Genomic DNA, 16,071 nt, shown 5'->3' with positions numbered 1-16,071 from the left:
GATCGGAGGGGGCGTAGCAGCCTCAGCCCAGCGCCTGCAAGGCGCGCATCACCGCCATCGACTGTTCGCTGCCCGACTGGGGCACGGTCTCGCCATTGCGGTCGATGATCTTCTCCCACGCCGCGGCGACGCCCTCGGGGGTGCGCTCGTCCTCGGGGAGCGCGACGCCGGGGGTCATGGTGACATAGGCGGCGTGGAAGGCGCCCGCGCCCGCGCCGACGATCATGTTGGTCGGCGCATCCTCGCTCACGAGATAAAGCGCGGCGGGAACGACATTCTCGGGGGTGAATTTCTCGAACAGCTCGGCGGGGAAGATGTCCTCGGTCATTCGCGTGCCCGCGACCGGCGCGATCGTGTTGCAGCGGATGTTGTACTTCGCGCCTTCGAGGTGGAGCGTCTTGGTCAGCCCGGCGAGGCCGAGCTTGGCGGCGCCATAATTGGCCTGGCCGAAATTGCCGTAGAGGCCGGTCGACGAGGCGGTCATCAGGATGCGGCCATAGGCCTGCTCGCGCATCAGGTCCCAGCACGCCTTGGTGACATTGGCGCTGCCGCTGACATGCACCTTCAGCACCAGGTCGAAATCTTCGGGCTCCATCTTGGCGAAGCTCTTGTCGCGCAGGATGCCGGCGTTGTTGATCAGGACGTGGACGCCGCCCCATTCTTCCTTCGCGCGTGCGACCATTTCGACCATCTGCTCATATTCGGTGACGCTGCCGCCGTTCGAGATCGCGGTGCCGCCTGCTGCGCGGATTTCCTCGACGACCTGTAGCGCGGCGTCCGAATGGCCGGTGCCGTCGCGCGATCCGCCGAGGTCGTTGACCACGACCTTCGCGCCGCGCCGCGCGAGTTCGAGCGCATAGGCGCGGCCGAGCCCGCCGCCGGCGCCGGTAACGATGGCAACGCGCCCGTCAAATTTGATCGTCATGATGGTCTCCCGAGAAGATTTGGCCCCGTCCTTAGCCCGAGATCGCGGCGAGGCAAGCGATGTGTGCGACGAAGCGTGCAGTGCAACATTAATGTCACGATGGAGTCGCGGAATTGTCATCAATGCGCCATAGCAGCGCGCCCAGACCCGCAACCGCACGAGCCGGAGCCCGATCCATGCGTCCCACCCTGATTGCCGCCTTCCTCGTATCGTCGATGCTGACGATGCCCGCCACCGCCCACGCGCAGCAGGCGATGACCGCCGAAGAGGCGGCGGCGCTGCGCGCCGAGCTCGCGGCGCTGAAAGCGCAGGTGCAGACGCTCGAGACGCGGCTCGACGCCGCGACCGCGCAGCCGGCGCTCGCTCCGACGCCCGCGCCGGCGCCGAGCGCGCCGCCGGTGACCGCCAAGCCTGCGACCGAGATCGCCTGGAAGGGCGCCCCCGAGATCAAGACCGCCGACGGCTGGAGCTTCAAGCCGCGCGGGCGTGTCCAGCTCGACGTCGCGGGGATCGACGCGCCGGGCGGCGTGCTCGGCAACCGCGGCGGCACCGCGACCGAGTTCCGCCGCGTCTATCTGGGCGTCGACGGCAAGATCCCGGGCGGTTTTTCCTACCGCGTCGAAGCCGATGTCGCGAACAGCTCGGTCGAGTTGACCGACGTCTATTTCACCTATGGCCCCGGGCCGCTGTCGGTAACGGTTGGGCAGATCAAGCCCTTCTGGGGGCTCGACGACATGACGAGCGACCTGTTCACCAGCCATCTCGAACGCGCCGCTTTCGTCTCGGCCTTCGGTTTCGAGCGCCGCGTCGGCCTGTCGGCGCAATATAAGGGCAAGGCCGTGCTGCTCCAGGGCGGGGTGTTCGGCGACAATGCCGCCGACCTCACCGACAGCAACCACAGCATCGGATTCGACGCGCGCGCGGTGTTCATGCCCAAGCTCGGCGATGCTCAGTTGCACTTCGGGGGCTCGATCCATCTCCGCGATCTCAACAATCCCGCGGGCACGGTGCGCTATCGCGCGCGGCCCTTCGTGCACACCACCGACGTGCGCCTCGTCGACACCGGCGAGATCGACGTCAGCGGCGAGCGCGGCATGGGGCTGGAGGCGGCGCTACTCGCCGGACCGTTCCACGCGGCGGGCGAGGGCTATTGGCAGACCGCGAAGCGCGACGGCGCAGCGAATCCGACCTATTTCGGCGGCTATGCCGAGGTCGGCATGGTGCTGACCAAGGGCGACAAGCGCGGGTATAAGGACGGCGCCTTCGACCGGCTGAAGCCGTCGAACCCGATCACCGAAGGCGGGATCGGCGCGGTCGAGGTCAATGCGCGCTACGACCATCTCGACCTCAACGACGCCGGCATCGTCGGCGGGCGCCAGCGCGCGGCTTTGCTGTCGCTGGTGTGGGTGCCGATCGAATATATCCGCCTGACCGCGAGCTACGGCCGCCTGCGCATCAACGACGCGCGCATCGCGGCGACGGGGGGCGATCGCGATTATTCGGCGGATAGCTTCGGGCTGCGGACGCAGATCGACTTTTGATAGAGGGGTCCGGTTTTGGGGTGGTGAGCGGACCTAAACCCCTCCTCTTCAGAGGAGGGGCAGAGAGACTTGGTCCGGCGCAGCCGGGCCTTAGTCGAACGGGGTGGTGGCCGAAGGAGCACGCCCAGCCGAGAGCACCACCCCGCTGCGACTAACGAACAAGTTCGTAAGTCTCGCACCCCCTCCTCTGAAGAGGAGGGGTTGGGAATGGCAACAAACGCCCCAAACCGGCCAGCTCAACCCTTGCCCGAATCCAGCGCATACCCCGCCGAACGCACGGTGCGGATGATGTCCGCGGTGCCCGGCAGGTTGATCGCTTTCCTGAGCCGCCGGATATGCACGTCGACCGTCCGCAATTCGATGTCGCTGTCCTGGCCCCAGACGCTGTCGAGCAATTGCCCGCGCGAAAAGACGCGGCCCGGATGCTCCATGAAATGGCGCAGCAGGCGGAATTCGGTCGGGCCCATGTTCACGATCTGCCCGCCGCGCACGACCTTGTGCGCGACCGAATCGAGCTCGATGTCGGCATAGGCGAGCAGTTCGCCGGCGAGCGCGGGGCGCAGGCGGCGGAGCACTGCCGAGACGCGCGCGACCAGCTCGCGCGGGCTGAACGGCTTGGTGACATAGTCGTCGGCGCCGGTCTCGAGCCCGCGGATGCGATCCTCTTCCTCGCCGCGCGCGGTGAGCATGATGATCGGGACATTCGCCGACTTGGGGTTGCGGCGCAGGCGGCGGCAGACCTCGATGCCGGGCAGGCTTTCGATCATCCAGTCGAGCAGGACGATGTCGGGGACGCGTTCCTCGACGAGGATCAGCGCCTGTTCGCCGTCGGGCGTCTGGCGCACCGAAAAGCCTTCGCGCGCGAAATGCCAGACGATGAGCTCGGCGATCGCCTCGTCATCCTCGATCAGCAGCAGGTCGGGCTGCGGCATCAGCCTTGCTCCTGCTCCGCGGCGCCATCTTCGGGCTGTTCGCCGCGCTCGCGTTCCTCCATCCGCTCGCCCGTGACGACATAATAGACCATCTCGGCGATGTTGGTCGCATGGTCGCCCATGCGCTCGAGGTTCTTGGCAACGAACAGCAGGTGTGCGCTTTCCGAAATATATTTCGGATTTTCCATCATAAAGGTCACGAGGGTGCGAAAGATGCTGTTGTAGAAATCGTCGACATTCTTGTCGCGGACGGTCACCCGCACCGCGAGCTCGGCGTCGCGCGCGGCGAAACTGTCGAGCGCGTCGTGGATCAACTCGGCGACGATGTTCGACATCGACATGAGGAGCGGGATCGCCTCGATCGACCGCGTCTGGTCCATCAGCGCGACGCGCTTGGCGATATTCTTGGCATAGTCGCCGATGCGCTCGACGACCGAGACGATCTTCAGCGCCGCGATCATCTCGCGCAGGTCGTCGGCCATTGGGGCGCGCAGCGCGATCGTCTGGACCGCGAGCTGCTCGACCTCGCTTTCGAGCGCATCGATCTTCTTGTCGTCGCGCACGACCTGCGCCGCGAGGTCGAGGTCGCCGTTGTTGAGCGCACTCATCGCTTGGAGCAGCGCCTGTTCGGCGCGGCCGCCCATCTCGCTGATCAGGCCGCGGAGGCGGTTGAGGTCTTCGTCGAAGGCCTTGACCGTATGATCATTCACAATTGCCATCGTTCCGTCCTTGAGTACCGGGGCTTAACCGTAGCGGCCGGTGATATAATCCTTGGTGCGTTCCTGCTTCGGGTTGGTGAAGATGTCCGTCGTCTTACCATATTCGACGAGCGTCCCGAGGTGGAAGAAAGCGGTGCGCTGCGACACGCGGGCCGCCTGCTGCATATTGTGCGTGACGATCACGATCGCGAACTTGCCGCGCAGTTCGTGGATCAACTCCTCGATCTTTGCGGTCGCGATCGGGTCGAGCGCCGAGCAGGGCTCGTCCATCAGCACGACTTCGGGGTCGACCGCGATCGCGCGGGCGATGCACAGGCGCTGCTGCTGGCCGCCCGACAGCGCGGTGCCGCTTTCCTGGAGGCGGTCCTTGACCTCGTCCCACAGGCCGGCGCGGTGCAGCGCCTTTTCGACGATGCCGTCGAGGTCGCTCCTGTTCGGCGCGAGGCCGTGGATGCGCGGGCCATAGGCGACATTGTCGTAGATCGACTTGGGGAAGGGGTTCGGTTTCTGGAACACCATGCCGACGCGCGCGCGCAGCTGCACCACGTCCATCGACGGCGCGTAGATGTCTTCGCCGTCGAGCGCGATCTTGCCCGTCACCTTCGCGCCGGCGACGGTGTCGTTCATCCGGTTCAGCGAGCGCAGGAAGGTCGATTTGCCGCAGCCCGAGGGGCCGATGAAGGCGGTCACCAACTCGGTGCCGACGTCGATCGACACGTCGTTGATCGCCTGCTTCTCGCCATAGAAGACGTCGACATGGTGCGCCGTCATCTTGGGGTCGGTAATGGTCAGGTCGTCTTGGGTCATGATCACCAACGTTTTTCGAACTTGTTGCGAAGATAGATTGCGAGCGCGTTCATCGACAATAGCACGATGAGCAGCACGATGATCGCGGCGGAGGTCTTTTCGACGAAGCCGCGGTCGACCTCGTCCGACCAGAGGAAGATCTGCATCGGCAGCACCGTCGCGGGCGAGCAGATGCCGCCGGGGACGTCGCCGATGAAGGCGCGCATGCCGATCAGCAGCAGCGGCGCTGTCTCGCCCAGCGCGCGCGCCATGCCGATGATCGTGCCGGTCAGGATGCCGGGCAAAGCGAGCGGCAGGACATGGTGGAACACCACCTGCACCGGGCTGGCGCCGACGCCGAGCGCGGCGTCGCGGATCGACGGCGGCACCGCCTTGATCGCGTTGCGGCTGGCGATGACGATCACCGGCATCGTCATCAGCGCGAGCGTCAAGCCGCCGACGAGCGCGCTTGCCTGGCAGAGGCCGAACCAGTTGATGAACACCGCGAGCGCGAGCAGGCCGAAGATGATCGAGGGCACCGCCGCGAGATTGTTGATCGACACCTCGATCAGGTCGGTCCAGCGGTTCTTCGGCGCATATTCCTCGAGGTAGAGCGCGGCGAGCACCCCGGTCGGGAAGGCGATCAGGAAGGCGATGAGAATCGTCAGCACCGATCCCTTGAGCGCCCCCCAGATGCCCGCGACCGCGGGGTCGGTGGCGTCGGCGTTGCGGAAGAAGGGCCAGTGGATGCCGGTCGACAGCTTGCCGTCGCGTGTCAGCGCGTCGACCTTCGCCCCCATCGCGCCCTTGCCGCCGTCCTTGGCGGCGATGTCGACCTCGGACGAGGCGGGGAGATGGAAGACCGTTGAGGCCTGAAGCAATTCGGGGTCGGCCTTGATCGCCGATCGCACTTCCTTCCATGCATTTTCGCTGATCATCGCCGACCCGCCGTCGCCCAGCGCCTCGTCGGCGGCAAAGGCGACGATGTCGGCGAGCCCGGCACCTGCGATCACCTGATCGGCGTCGGCATCGCCCAGCCGCGCCGCATCGACGGTCAGCGGCATCGCCCTGAAATCGACCGGCACCGCGACATTGGTGTAGGTGAAGCCGCGCAGCCCGTTGCCGACCATCACGAACAGCAGGAAGGCGAGGAAGGCGCCCGACAGCAACACCGCGGCCAGCCCGAGCAGCCTGAAGCGGCGCTCGGCGGCGTAGCGCCTCGCGATGCGGGCCTGCATCGTGCCGCCCTTCCAGTCGGTGGGGGAGGTGATCTTATTCATAAGCTTCGCGATACTTTTTGACGATGCGCAGCGCGACGATGTTGAGGAGCAGCGTCACGATGAACAGCACGAGGCCGAGCGCGAAAGCTGCGAGCGTCTTGGCGCTGTCGAACTCCTGGTCGCCGGTCAGCAGCTTGACGATCTGCGCGGTCACCGTGGTGACGCTGGCGAAGGGGTTGGCGGTCATGTTGGCGGAGAGGCCCGCGGCCATCACCACGATCATCGTCTCGCCGATCGCGCGGCTGACCGCGAGCAATATGCCGCCCATCACGCCGGGCAGCGCGGCGGGGATCAGCACCTGGCGGATCGTCTCGTTCGGCGTCGCGCCCAAGGCCAGCGAGCCGTCGCGCATCGCCTGCGGCACCGCGTTGATGCTGTCGTCGGCCATCGACGAGACGAAGGGGATGATCATCACGCCCATCACGATACCCGCGGCGAGCGCGCTTTCGGTCGAGGCGTTGGGAATGCCGAGCATCACCGCGAATTCGCGCAAGGCCGGCGCGACGGTCAGCGCGGCGAAATAGCCATAGACCACGGTCGGCACGCCCGCGAGGATCTCGAGCAAAGGCTTGACCCAGCGGCGCACGCGCGGCGCGGCATATTGGGTGAGATAGACCGCGGTCATCATCCCGATGGGAATGGCGACGATCATCGCGATGATCGCGCCGATCAGGATGGTGCCCCAGAAGAGCGGGATGCCGCCGAAGGTGTCGTCGACCGGCGCGCCGCTCGTCGGCGCCCAGTGGGTGCCGAACAGCAATTCGGCGGGTGAGACGAGGCGGAAGAAGCGGATCGATTCGAAGAGCAGCGACAGCACGATGCCGAAGGTCGTCAGGATCGCGACGAGCGACGCGAGCAGCAGCACCAGCATCACGATCTTCTCGACCCGCGTGCGGGCGCGGAAATCGGGTTTGATGCGCGTGAAGGCGTAAAGCCCGCCCGCCAGCGCCAGCGCGAGCATCGCGCCGATGCCGATCCAGGCATAGCGGTGCGTCGCCTCCGCATAGGGCGCAACCAGCGGCGCCGCGGCGGGGATGCGCACCGCGGCCTGGCTGCCCTGCGCGACGTTGCGCGCGTCGGAGAGGATCGCGCCGCGCTCGAACCCGAAGGCGGGAAGCTGCTTCGCCGCGTCGCTCGCCAGCACGTCGTTGGTGATCAGCCCCGGCGACACCGCGCTCCACACCGCGAGGAACAGCGCCGCGGGGGCGAAGAGCCACAGCGCGACGTACCAGCCGTGATATTGCGGGCGCGAGTGCAGCTTGGCCTGCGCGCGTCCCGCGAGCAGGGTCGACCGCGCGCGCCCGGCGATCCAGCCGATCAGCGCGAGCCCCGCGATCAGGAGCAACAAGGCGGCGGCGTTGAAGGTCACTATATCCCCGTTATCATCATGCCCGTGCCGACCCAAAGCGGGCGCGCATGGCAGTTTCGTGACTCGCGGTCATATTTCTCGCCCACATCCCCGTTCGTGTCACGATCCATATCCGTTCGCGGCACGATCCGTTTTCCGTTTGTGTCACGACTATATTTCCGTTCGTGTCGAGCGAAGTCGAGACACCCCGAGGGCGATCGCCGAACCGATGGGCATCTCGACTTCGCTCGATGCGAACGGAGAAGGAAATGCCCGACGGCTTTTAAAAAAGCGGCGGCCGGCTCGGGAATGAGGCCCCGTTCCGGCCGCCTGCGGGAGGACCTTATTTCAGCTCGGCGCCGTTCAGCGGGGTCATGCCCTTGGCATTGGCCGCGGCGGTGTCCGTAATCGCCTTGGGCGACACGATCAGACCCTTGGCGCCCAGATAGCCGCCTTCGCCCGCGCCCTTCAGGAACTCGGCGACATATTCGGCCAGGCCGGGGATCACGCCGACATGCTTCTTCTTCACATAGATGAAAAGCGGGCGCGAGCCGGGATAGCTGCCGTCGGCGATCGCGGCATAGGTCGGGGCGACGCCCTGCACCGGCACCGCCTTGATCTTGTCCTTGTTGGCGTCGAGGTAGCTGAAGCCGAAGATGCCGAGGCTGGTCGGGTTCTTGTCGAGCTTCGAGATGATCAGGTTGTCGTTCTCGCCCTGCTCGACATAATAAGGCGCGCCACGCAAGGTCGTGCAGACTTCGTCATGCTTGTCCTTGTTGCTGTCCTTCAGCGCCTTCATGCCCGCATTGGCGTCACAGCCCTTGCCCAGGATCAGCTCCTTGAACGCATCGTAAGTGCCGCTGGTCGACGGCGGGCCAAAGACGGAGATCGCGACCGCGGGCAGCGCCGGATTGACGTCCTTCCAGGTCTTGGCGGTGTTCGCCTTGCCATAGGGGTTGGCGGCAAGCGCCTTATACACATCCTCTTCCGACAGCTTGAAGCCGGGGCCGCGCGCGGCTTCGCCCAGCGCGATGCCGTCGATGCCGACCTGGATTTCGACGATCTCGGTCACGCCATTCTTGGCGCAGGTGTCGAATTCCTTCTTCTTGATGCGGCGCGAGGCGTTGGCGATGTCGGGGGTGTCGCCGCCGACGCCCGAACAGAAGCGCTCGAAGCCGCCGCCGGTGCCGGTGCTGTCGATCTTGGGCTTCTTGTTGCCGGTGGCTTCGGCGAAGCGCTCGCCGACGGTGGTGGCGAAGGGATAGACGGTCGACGAGCCGACCGCGCTGATATAATCGCGCGCCGCGCCGCCCGAGGAGGCCTGGTCCTGGCACGCGGAAAGCGCCAGCACGCACGTCGCGGCGCCGGCGATAAGGGCGAATTTCTGCAGCATGAAAATGATCCTGTCGGGGGTCGCTAACGGAGCGAACCACCACCCCCGCGGCGACTCGCTGAGCCGCCAATGGGGGAGTTGTGTGACGCGTTTGTGACAGGAACTGTCATGGAAGTGTCATCGTTTCCCCTGTGAGATTTACGTTTCGCATTTCCAGTTTGCAGTGAATAAGTTATCAGCCATCCGCCGACCATAGGAGATTTTTCGTGCCGAGATCTGACGAAACCGAAATGGAAGACGTCGAGTTTGCGCCGCTATTTCCTCAAGAGGATGAGTCTGATCTTGTCGCCTCGGCTAAACCGCTAAGATATAATGCTGCAATATCAGCTACGGATTGGACTGTTGAAACAGTCATCAGCCAACTTCGAAAGGGAAACATATTTCTGGATCCTGAGTATCAGCGGCGTGATGCATGGACTATTGATCGAAAAAGTAAATATATTGAAAGTCTAATAATCGGTATTCCTACCCCTCAGATAATCCTAGCAGAAAGAGAGGATAGAAGAGGCTCGTACATTGTCATAGATGGAAAGCAAAGACTTCTTTCTCTGAGGCAGTTTTCAGCAAGGTTAAACGATAAGGAATATAAGTCTTTCGCTTTAAAGGGATTGGATGTTCGGAAAGATTTAAATCTTCGAACATTCTCTGATTTCGAAGGAGATCTCCTAGGAGGTTCATCTGCTGATTTCGAAAATGCGACTGTGAGAACGGTCGTCATCCGGGCTTGGCCGGACGAAGACTATCTTTATGAAGTGTTTTTGAGAATAAATAGCGGCAGCGTTCAACTTTCGCCCCAAGAGCTTCGTCAGGCGCTGCATCCCGGACCATTCACAAAAGCGCTCAATGATTTTGTAATTCAAAGTGAAGTTCTGAGGAGCGCACTTAATATAAAGCGGCCAGACTTTCGCATGAGGGACAACGAGCTTGTCATACGGTATTTAGCGTTCAAGCTATATATTAGCGAGTATAGGGGTAGTTTGAAAGAGATCTTAGATTTAACAACGAATAGACTCAATAAGACATGGGATGGATCTTCATCGTACATCGTAAAGTGCTTCGATGATTTGGAGAGATCGATAACGGCTACTCAGAATATATTTGGACGCCGTCAAGCTTTTAGGAAATGGAACGGAAGTTCATTTGAAACTCGGATAAATAGAGCGGTATTTGACGTCATCGCTCACTATTTTTCAGACAGGGTGGTTGTCGATAAGTGTTATGAAAAGAAGGAAGAGGTTGTCGAAGCCTTTAAAAGGTTATCAACTGACAGCTACGAGTTCGACATGGCGGTGAGTGGGACAACCAAAAGTTTAGGGGCGGTGAGGGATCGCTATACGCTTTGGGCATCAACCTTGTCTGGGGTTATCGGTTTGCCGCTTGATGTCCCGCCGGTGAGCTAGTGTTATGGCCCGTTCGAGTAGGCTGGTTAGCTTAGATCGCCGCATCAAAGCCCTGCGAGTAAGGTTTTTGCCGCGGCGATTTTCTGCGACAGGTAGTTACTCAGATGAACAGATTATGGGAGCGGCAATTTTTCGAATTCTGGTTGGAGCGGAACTAGAAACATATTTCGAGAGCATTGCCAAGGACGCGCTCGCCGACGCGCTCGCGGTAACTACCCAATCTCGGAATAGCCCATTGTTCGGCTGCTTGATGGCCCTCTACAAGGCAGAAAAAATGGGAGGGATTCCCGGGCAGTTTGGCGAGATTGATGCGGCGCGCTTTGCAATTTCCGCAGAAGTGGCCTGCATTCATGCTCATAATCGGTTTGTGGATTCCAATCAGGGTTTCAAATCTCACAACGTATTGAAAATGCTCGTTCCGATAGGCATCGACGAGACGAAGATTCCCGAGCAGCTTTTCATAGATCTCGACGCGTTGGCGAGCCGCCGAGGAGACGTTGCGCACAACGCGCTCGGTACGGTGGTTAATATTCCTAATCCTCAAGATGATAAGGAATTAGTGTTCCGGATAATAGACAAGCTGAAGGATTTGGAGAACGCGTTGCTTTGATATTGCAATAGGTAAATTACGTTATGATCCTCATCACCGGCCACGTCATCCTCACTCCCGAGCATCGCGAGCGCATGATCGCGCTCGGCGCCCTGCATAGCGCGCGGTCGCGGGGCGAGGCGGGGTGTGTGGCGCATAATTGCCATATCGATGTCGAAAACCCCGACCGCCTCGTCTTCGTCGAGGAATGGGAGAGCATCGACGCGGTCCGCGCCCATTTCGCGGTACCAGCGTCGCGCGCCTTCGTCGCCGAAATGCGCGCGCTGTCGCCCGAGCCGCCGGCGATCCGCATCTACACCACCGACGATGTCACCGCGGCGCTGATGGGGGCTTAAGAAGAATTATCTCACGCAAAGGCGCAAAGGCGCAAAGGCGCGGAAGAGGTTGCGTGAGGCGCTTGGCGGCGGGTTCGGCCGCTAACGGTGTCAAGTCTCACACAAAGACACGAAGAGGGCAGTTGGCGGTTCGGACGCTGCGTGTCGGTCGGGCGTTGGAGGAATATGGCCGGACTTTGTCCGGCTGTGATCGACGCGGCCGTCGTTGGGCAATCAACCGGTAGCGGTGGGACGCAGCCCTCTTCGTGTCTTTGTGTGAGATATCTCTTCTTTTTCTTTTTCGCGCCTTTGCGCCTTTGCGTGAGATAATCTTTTCCCGAACCGCCCCGGCGTCCTCGAGCCGGAACCTGGGGCAAAGCCCGTCCTGAGCCGGGCCAAGGACCCGCGGCGAGAAAATAGGATAAGGCCCCCGCAAATAACGCTTTCCTACATTATTTCGCTGTGCCAGCGTGATGCGTGGCTGGGGCATTTCATCGACGAAAAGACGGCCGTCCCCGGGACGGACTTGCGCGGCGCGACCGCGGGCAGCGCTTTGCCGCGGGTATCATTTTACCAGAGCGTAGCGTGACCTTTATGACCTTTGGAATATTGTTGCGCGCCCGCACGGACCGCGGCGGCGGCGCGAATCGCGGGGGCCTATGAGCGGGTTCGAGTTCGTCTTTTCGCTGTTCGGGCTGATCCTCGGCCTCGCGCTCGCCGAGGGGCTGGGCGGGCTGGCGCGCGCGCTCAAGGCCAGCCACCGCGTGCGCATCGGCTGGCCGACCGCATTGCTCGGGCTGTTCGTGTCGTGCGACGTCGTGACCTTCTGGATGTACGGCTGGGCGGTGCGCGCGCTGATCCCGATCAGCTGGCCCGTGCTGTTCGGCGGCTTCCTCGTCACCGCGCTCTATTATGTCGCCGCCAGCCTCGTCTTCCCCGACGATGCCGAGGCGTGGGACGACCTGAACGCCCATTTCGACAAGCAGCGGCGCCGGGTGATCGGCGCGGTGCTGCTGTGCAACATCGCGCTGCTGGGCACGGTCGCCTGGCTCGCGACCTGGCCCGCGTTCGACCTGCGCAACGCGGTGGTGACGTGGAGCTTCTTCCCCGTGTCGGCGCTGGCGATCGCGACGAAGGACCGGCGGGTGGTCGTCGGCTGCCTTTTATGGCTGATCGCGGTCTACCCGCTGTCGGCGGTGTGGCACTAGCTCAGCGGACCGCGGTGGTCTTGGCGACGACGCGCCATCCGGCGCCGGTGCGATAGAGCAGCAGCTGGTCGACATAGATATCGCCGCCGAAATGCAGCTCATAGGTGACCGCGGTCATCGCCGGCGTCGCGTCGCGGCGGTCGAGGACACGCCCGCCGGCCGCGGGGTCGGGATGCGCGGCCCAGCCGCCCAGCACCTCGGCAAAGCGCTTGCAGCCGATCGGCGCCGCCGCGCCCTCGGTCAGCGTACAGAATTGGCCGTCGGGCAGGAACAGGGCTTCGAGCAGCTCGACGCGCCCCGCCCGCAAACCCCCGACATAGGCTTCGAGCGCCTGTTCGGGGGTGGCTGCGCCAGTCGTCGCTTCCGCGTGACCGGCGGCCGGCAGCACGAAGGCGCAGGGGAGGGCGAGGCGAAGGGCAATGCGCCCGGGATCGAGGGGCATGGCGTGAAACTCCCGCCGCATGGGACGCGGGCCTCTTACCCCGTCGCGGCCTCCTTCACCAGCATCGGCGCCAGATATTGGCCGGTGTAGCTCCGCGGGTTTTTCGCGACCTGCTCCGGCGTGCCGCTCGCGACGACCTCGCCGCCCTTGACCCCGCCTTCGGGGCCCATGTCGACGATATGGTCGGCGGTCTTGATGACGTCGAGATTATGCTCGATCACGATCACGCTGTTGCCCTGCTCGACCAGCGCCTGCAGCACTTCGAGCAATTTGCGGACATCCTCGAAATGCAGCCCGGTGGTCGGCTCGTCGAGGATGTAGAGCGTCTGCCCGGTCGAACGGCGCGACAGTTCCTTGGCGAGCTTGACGCGCTGCGCCTCGCCGCCCGACAGCGTCGTCGCCTGCTGCCCGACCTTGATATAGCCGAGCCCGACGCGGACGAGCATCGCCATCTTCTCGCGGATCGACGGCACCGCCTTGAAGAATTCCGCGGCGTCCTCGACCGTCATGTCGAGCACGTCGGCGATGCTGTGGCCCTTGAACTTCACCTCGAGCGTTTCGCGGTTGTAGCGTTTACCGTGGCACGTCTCGCACGTCACATAGACGTCGGGCAGGAAGTGCATCTCGATCTTGATGAGGCCGTCGCCGGTGCAGGTCTCGCACCGCCCGCCCTTGACGTTGAAGCTGAAGCGCCCGGGCTTGTAGCCGCGCGCCTGGCTTTCGGGCAGCCCCGCGAACCAGTCGCGGATGATCGTGAAGGCGCCGGTGTACGTCGCGGGGTTCGACCGCGGGGTGCGGCCGATCGGCGACTGGTCGATGTCGATCACCTTGTCGCAATGCTCCAGCCCCTTCAGGCTGTCGTGCGGCCCCGCGACCATGCGCGCGCCGTTGAGCACGCGCGCCGCGCTGGCATAGAGCGTGTCGATGATCAGGCTCGACTTGCCGCTGCCCGACAGGCCGGTGACGCAGGTGAAGGTGCCGAGCGGGATCTTGACCGTGACATTGTCGAGATTGTTCGCGCGCGCGCCCTTCAGCACCAGGTCGAAGCCATTGCCCTTGCGGCGGTGCTTGGGAATCTCGATGCGCTTGGTGCCGTTGAGATAGGCCGCGGTCAGGCTCTTGTCGCTCTGGAGCACCTGTTCGAGCGTCCCTTCGGCGACGATCTCGCCGCCGTGCAGCCCCGCGCCGGGGCCCATGTCGACGACATAATCGGCGTGGCGGATCGCATCCTCGTCATGCTCGACGACGATCACCGTGTTGCCGAGGTCGCGGAGGCGCTTCAATGTCGCGAGCAGCCGGTCGTTGTCGCGCTGGTGGAGCCCGATGCTCGGTTCGTCGAGGACGTAGAGCACGCCGCTGAGGCCGCTGCCGATCTGCGACGCGAGGCGGATGCGCTGGCTCTCGCCGCCGCTGAGTGTGCCGCTCGTGCGGTTGAGGTTGAGATAGTCGAGCCCGACATTGTTGAGGAAACCGAGCCGCTCGTTGATTTCCTTGAGGATCGCTTTCGCGATCTGGCGCTGCGTGTCGTTCAGCTTCGCATCAAGCGTGCCGAACCATTCGAGCGCGTCCGCCACCGAGCGCTGTGCCGACAGGCTGATATTCTCGCCCGCGATCTTCACCGCGAGCGGTTCGGGGCGCAGCCGCGCGCCGTGGCAGGTCTCGCACGGCTGCGGCGTCTGATATTTCGACAGCTCCTCGCGCATCCACGCGCTTTCGGTCTGGAGCATGCGGCGGTTGAGGTTGCCGATCACGCCCTCGAACGCCTTGTGCGTCGTGTAGCTGCGCTTGCCGTCCTTGAAGGTCAGCTCGACGGGCTTGCCGCCGGTGCCGTAGAGGATGACGAGTTGGACCTCGCCGGGCAGGTCCTGCCACGGTGTGGTCAGGTCGAAGCCATAGGCTTTGCCGAGGCTTTCGAGCACCTGCATATAATAAGGCGAGGGCGGGTTCGATTTCGCCCAGGGCACGACCGCGCCCTTCTTGAGGCTCAGCGCATGATTGGGCACGACGAGGTCGGGGTCGAACTCCTGCCGTTCGCCGAGCCCGTCGCACGCGGGGCAGGCGCCCTGCGGGGCGTTGAAGCTGAACAGTCGCGGCTCGATCTCGGCGATGGTGAAGCCCGAAACGGGGCAGGCGAATTTCTCGGAGAAGATCAGCCGGTTCGCGGGGATGCCCGCGCCCTTCATCGCCCCCCCGGTGTCTTCCTCCTCGCGCCCCGGCACCGGGCCGTCGGCGAGGTCGACATAGGCGAGCCCCTCGGCGAGCTTCAGCGCGGTTTCGAAACTGTCGGCGAGCCGCGTGCCGAGGCCCTCGCGCACCGCGATACGGTCGACGACGACCTCGATGTCATGCTTGTATTTCTTGTCGAGCGCGGGCGCCTCGCCGATCTCGTAAAACTCGCCGTCGATGCGGACGCGCGTGAAGCCGTCCTTCTGCCACTGCGCGAGCTCCTTCTTATACTCGCCCTTGCGGCCGCGCACGACGGGGGCGAGCAGATAGGCGCGCGTACCCTCGGGCAGTTCCATCACGCGGTCGACCATCTGGCTGACCGTCTGCGCACTGATCGGCTCGCCGGTTTCGGGCGAATAGGGGATGCCGACGCGCGCCCACAGCAGGCGCATATAGTCGTAGATTTCGGTGACCGTCGCGACCGTCGAGCGCGGGTTTCGCGACGTCGTCTTCTGCTCGATGCTGATCGCCGGCGACAGGCCGTCGATATGCTCGACGTCGGGCTTCTGCATCATCTCGAGGAACTGGCGCGCATAGGCGGAGAGCGACTCCACATAGCGCCGCTGGCCCTCGGCATAGATGGTGTCGAAGGCGAGGCTCGACTTGCCGCTGCCCGACAGGCCGGTGATGACGACCAGCGCATCGCGCGGCAGGTCGACGTTCACGCCCTTCAGATTATGCTCGCGCGCACCGCGCACCGAAATATGGGTGAGACTCATGGGAGGGCTGTGTTCCAGATTTGTTCTTGGCGCGCAAGGGGGCGTTTTGCGCCGGGTCATGGTCTAGATAGGAAGTCGGGAGCCATGCTGCAACGCCGCGCTCCGTGCCGGCTTTCCACCAACTCCCCAATGGCTTCGACCAATGCGCCCCCGTCGGCTTGACGCATTTTCGCGCGAGGCGGACAAGACTTGGCATGTCCGCCGCCCGTCGGGAACGGGGCCGGCGCA

General features: G+C 63.7%; 14 protein-coding genes. 5 read left to right on the top strand and 9 right to left on the bottom strand.

Features of this window, described 5'->3' with window-relative positions:
* Window positions 1-22 precede the first annotated feature (22 nt).
* Window positions 23-925: an SDR family oxidoreductase gene (locus AC1RNQ_RS12250; protein WP_493171432.1), complete on the bottom strand. Its 903-nt coding sequence runs from the start codon at window positions 923-925 to the stop codon at window positions 23-25.
* A 176-nt stretch (window positions 926-1,101) separates the two neighbouring features.
* Between AC1RNQ_RS12250 and AC1RNQ_RS12245 the strand changes: the two genes are divergently transcribed.
* Window positions 1,102-2,466 carry an OprO/OprP family phosphate-selective porin gene (locus AC1RNQ_RS12245; protein ID WP_493171431.1) on the top strand — a complete coding sequence of 455 codons (1,365 nt, stop codon included), beginning with the start codon at window positions 1,102-1,104 and terminating at the stop codon, window positions 2,464-2,466.
* A gap of 236 nt (window positions 2,467-2,702) precedes the next feature.
* On the opposite strand, the gene phoB is transcribed toward AC1RNQ_RS12245, so the two are convergent.
* The 6 genes from phoB to AC1RNQ_RS12215 all read right to left on the bottom strand — a co-directional run bounded on the left by phoB (window position 2,703) and on the right by AC1RNQ_RS12215 (window position 8,924).
* Window positions 2,703-3,398, bottom strand: coding sequence for a phosphate regulon transcriptional regulator PhoB (gene phoB / locus AC1RNQ_RS12240; RefSeq protein ID WP_493171430.1), 696 nt, complete (start codon window positions 3,396-3,398; stop codon window positions 2,703-2,705).
* Window positions 3,398-4,117 (bottom strand): phosphate signaling complex protein PhoU, encoded by a 720-nt coding sequence (phoU, locus tag AC1RNQ_RS12235; RefSeq protein ID WP_493171429.1) that lies wholly within the window; start codon window positions 4,115-4,117, stop codon window positions 3,398-3,400. The genes phoB and phoU overlap by 1 nt, the downstream gene beginning before the upstream one ends.
* A 24-nt stretch (window positions 4,118-4,141) precedes the next feature.
* Window positions 4,142-4,924 carry a phosphate ABC transporter ATP-binding protein PstB gene (gene pstB / locus AC1RNQ_RS12230; RefSeq protein WP_493171428.1) on the bottom strand — a complete coding sequence of 261 codons (783 nt, stop codon included), beginning with the start codon at window positions 4,922-4,924 and terminating at the stop codon, window positions 4,142-4,144.
* A gap of 2 nt (window positions 4,925-4,926) precedes the next feature.
* A complete protein-coding gene (gene pstA, locus AC1RNQ_RS12225; RefSeq protein WP_493171427.1) occupies window positions 4,927-6,183 on the bottom strand; it encodes a phosphate ABC transporter permease PstA in 1,257 nt (418 codons plus the stop codon).
* A complete protein-coding gene (pstC, locus tag AC1RNQ_RS12220; RefSeq protein WP_493171426.1) occupies window positions 6,176-7,552 on the bottom strand; it encodes a phosphate ABC transporter permease subunit PstC in 1,377 nt (458 codons plus the stop codon). Before pstC ends, pstA begins: the two co-directional genes overlap by 8 nt.
* Before the next feature lie 322 nt (window positions 7,553-7,874).
* Window positions 7,875-8,924 (bottom strand): substrate-binding domain-containing protein, encoded by a 1,050-nt coding sequence (locus tag AC1RNQ_RS12215; protein WP_493171425.1) that lies wholly within the window; start codon window positions 8,922-8,924, stop codon window positions 7,875-7,877.
* Between the two features lie 206 nt (window positions 8,925-9,130).
* Here AC1RNQ_RS12215 and AC1RNQ_RS12210 point away from each other — a divergent pair, with 206 nt between their 5' ends.
* From AC1RNQ_RS12210 to AC1RNQ_RS12195, 4 genes are all read left to right on the top strand, one after another.
* Window positions 9,131-10,324, top strand: coding sequence for a GmrSD restriction endonuclease domain-containing protein (locus AC1RNQ_RS12210; protein ID WP_493171424.1), 1,194 nt, complete (start codon window positions 9,131-9,133; stop codon window positions 10,322-10,324).
* Between the two features lie 4 nt (window positions 10,325-10,328).
* Window positions 10,329-10,934 (top strand): hypothetical protein, encoded by a 606-nt coding sequence (locus AC1RNQ_RS12205; RefSeq protein ID WP_493171423.1) that lies wholly within the window; start codon window positions 10,329-10,331, stop codon window positions 10,932-10,934.
* 23 nt (window positions 10,935-10,957) lie between these two features.
* On the top strand, window positions 10,958-11,269 hold the full coding sequence (locus tag AC1RNQ_RS12200; protein WP_493171422.1) for a putative quinol monooxygenase: 312 nt from the start codon (window positions 10,958-10,960) through the stop codon (window positions 11,267-11,269).
* A gap of 638 nt (window positions 11,270-11,907) precedes the next feature.
* Window positions 11,908-12,456: a hypothetical protein gene (locus AC1RNQ_RS12195; RefSeq protein WP_493171421.1), complete on the top strand. Its 549-nt coding sequence runs from the start codon at window positions 11,908-11,910 to the stop codon at window positions 12,454-12,456.
* A gap of 1 nt (window position 12,457) precedes the next feature.
* Here AC1RNQ_RS12195 and AC1RNQ_RS12190 read toward each other — a convergent pair whose 3' ends face one another.
* Both AC1RNQ_RS12190 and uvrA read right to left on the bottom strand, forming a co-directional pair.
* Entirely contained in the window at window positions 12,458-12,898 is a 441-nt protein-coding gene (locus tag AC1RNQ_RS12190) for a nuclear transport factor 2 family protein (protein ID WP_493171420.1), read from the bottom strand.
* Window positions 12,899-12,933: 35 nt separating this feature from the next.
* Entirely contained in the window at window positions 12,934-15,843 is a 2,910-nt protein-coding gene (uvrA, locus tag AC1RNQ_RS12185) for an excinuclease ABC subunit UvrA (RefSeq protein WP_493171419.1), read from the bottom strand.
* Window positions 15,844-16,071: the final 228 nt, after the last annotated feature.

The organism is Sphingopyxis sp. GW821-FHT12F08 (genome assembly GCF_058806755.1).
This window is presented reverse-complemented; position numbering and strand designations above follow the sequence as displayed.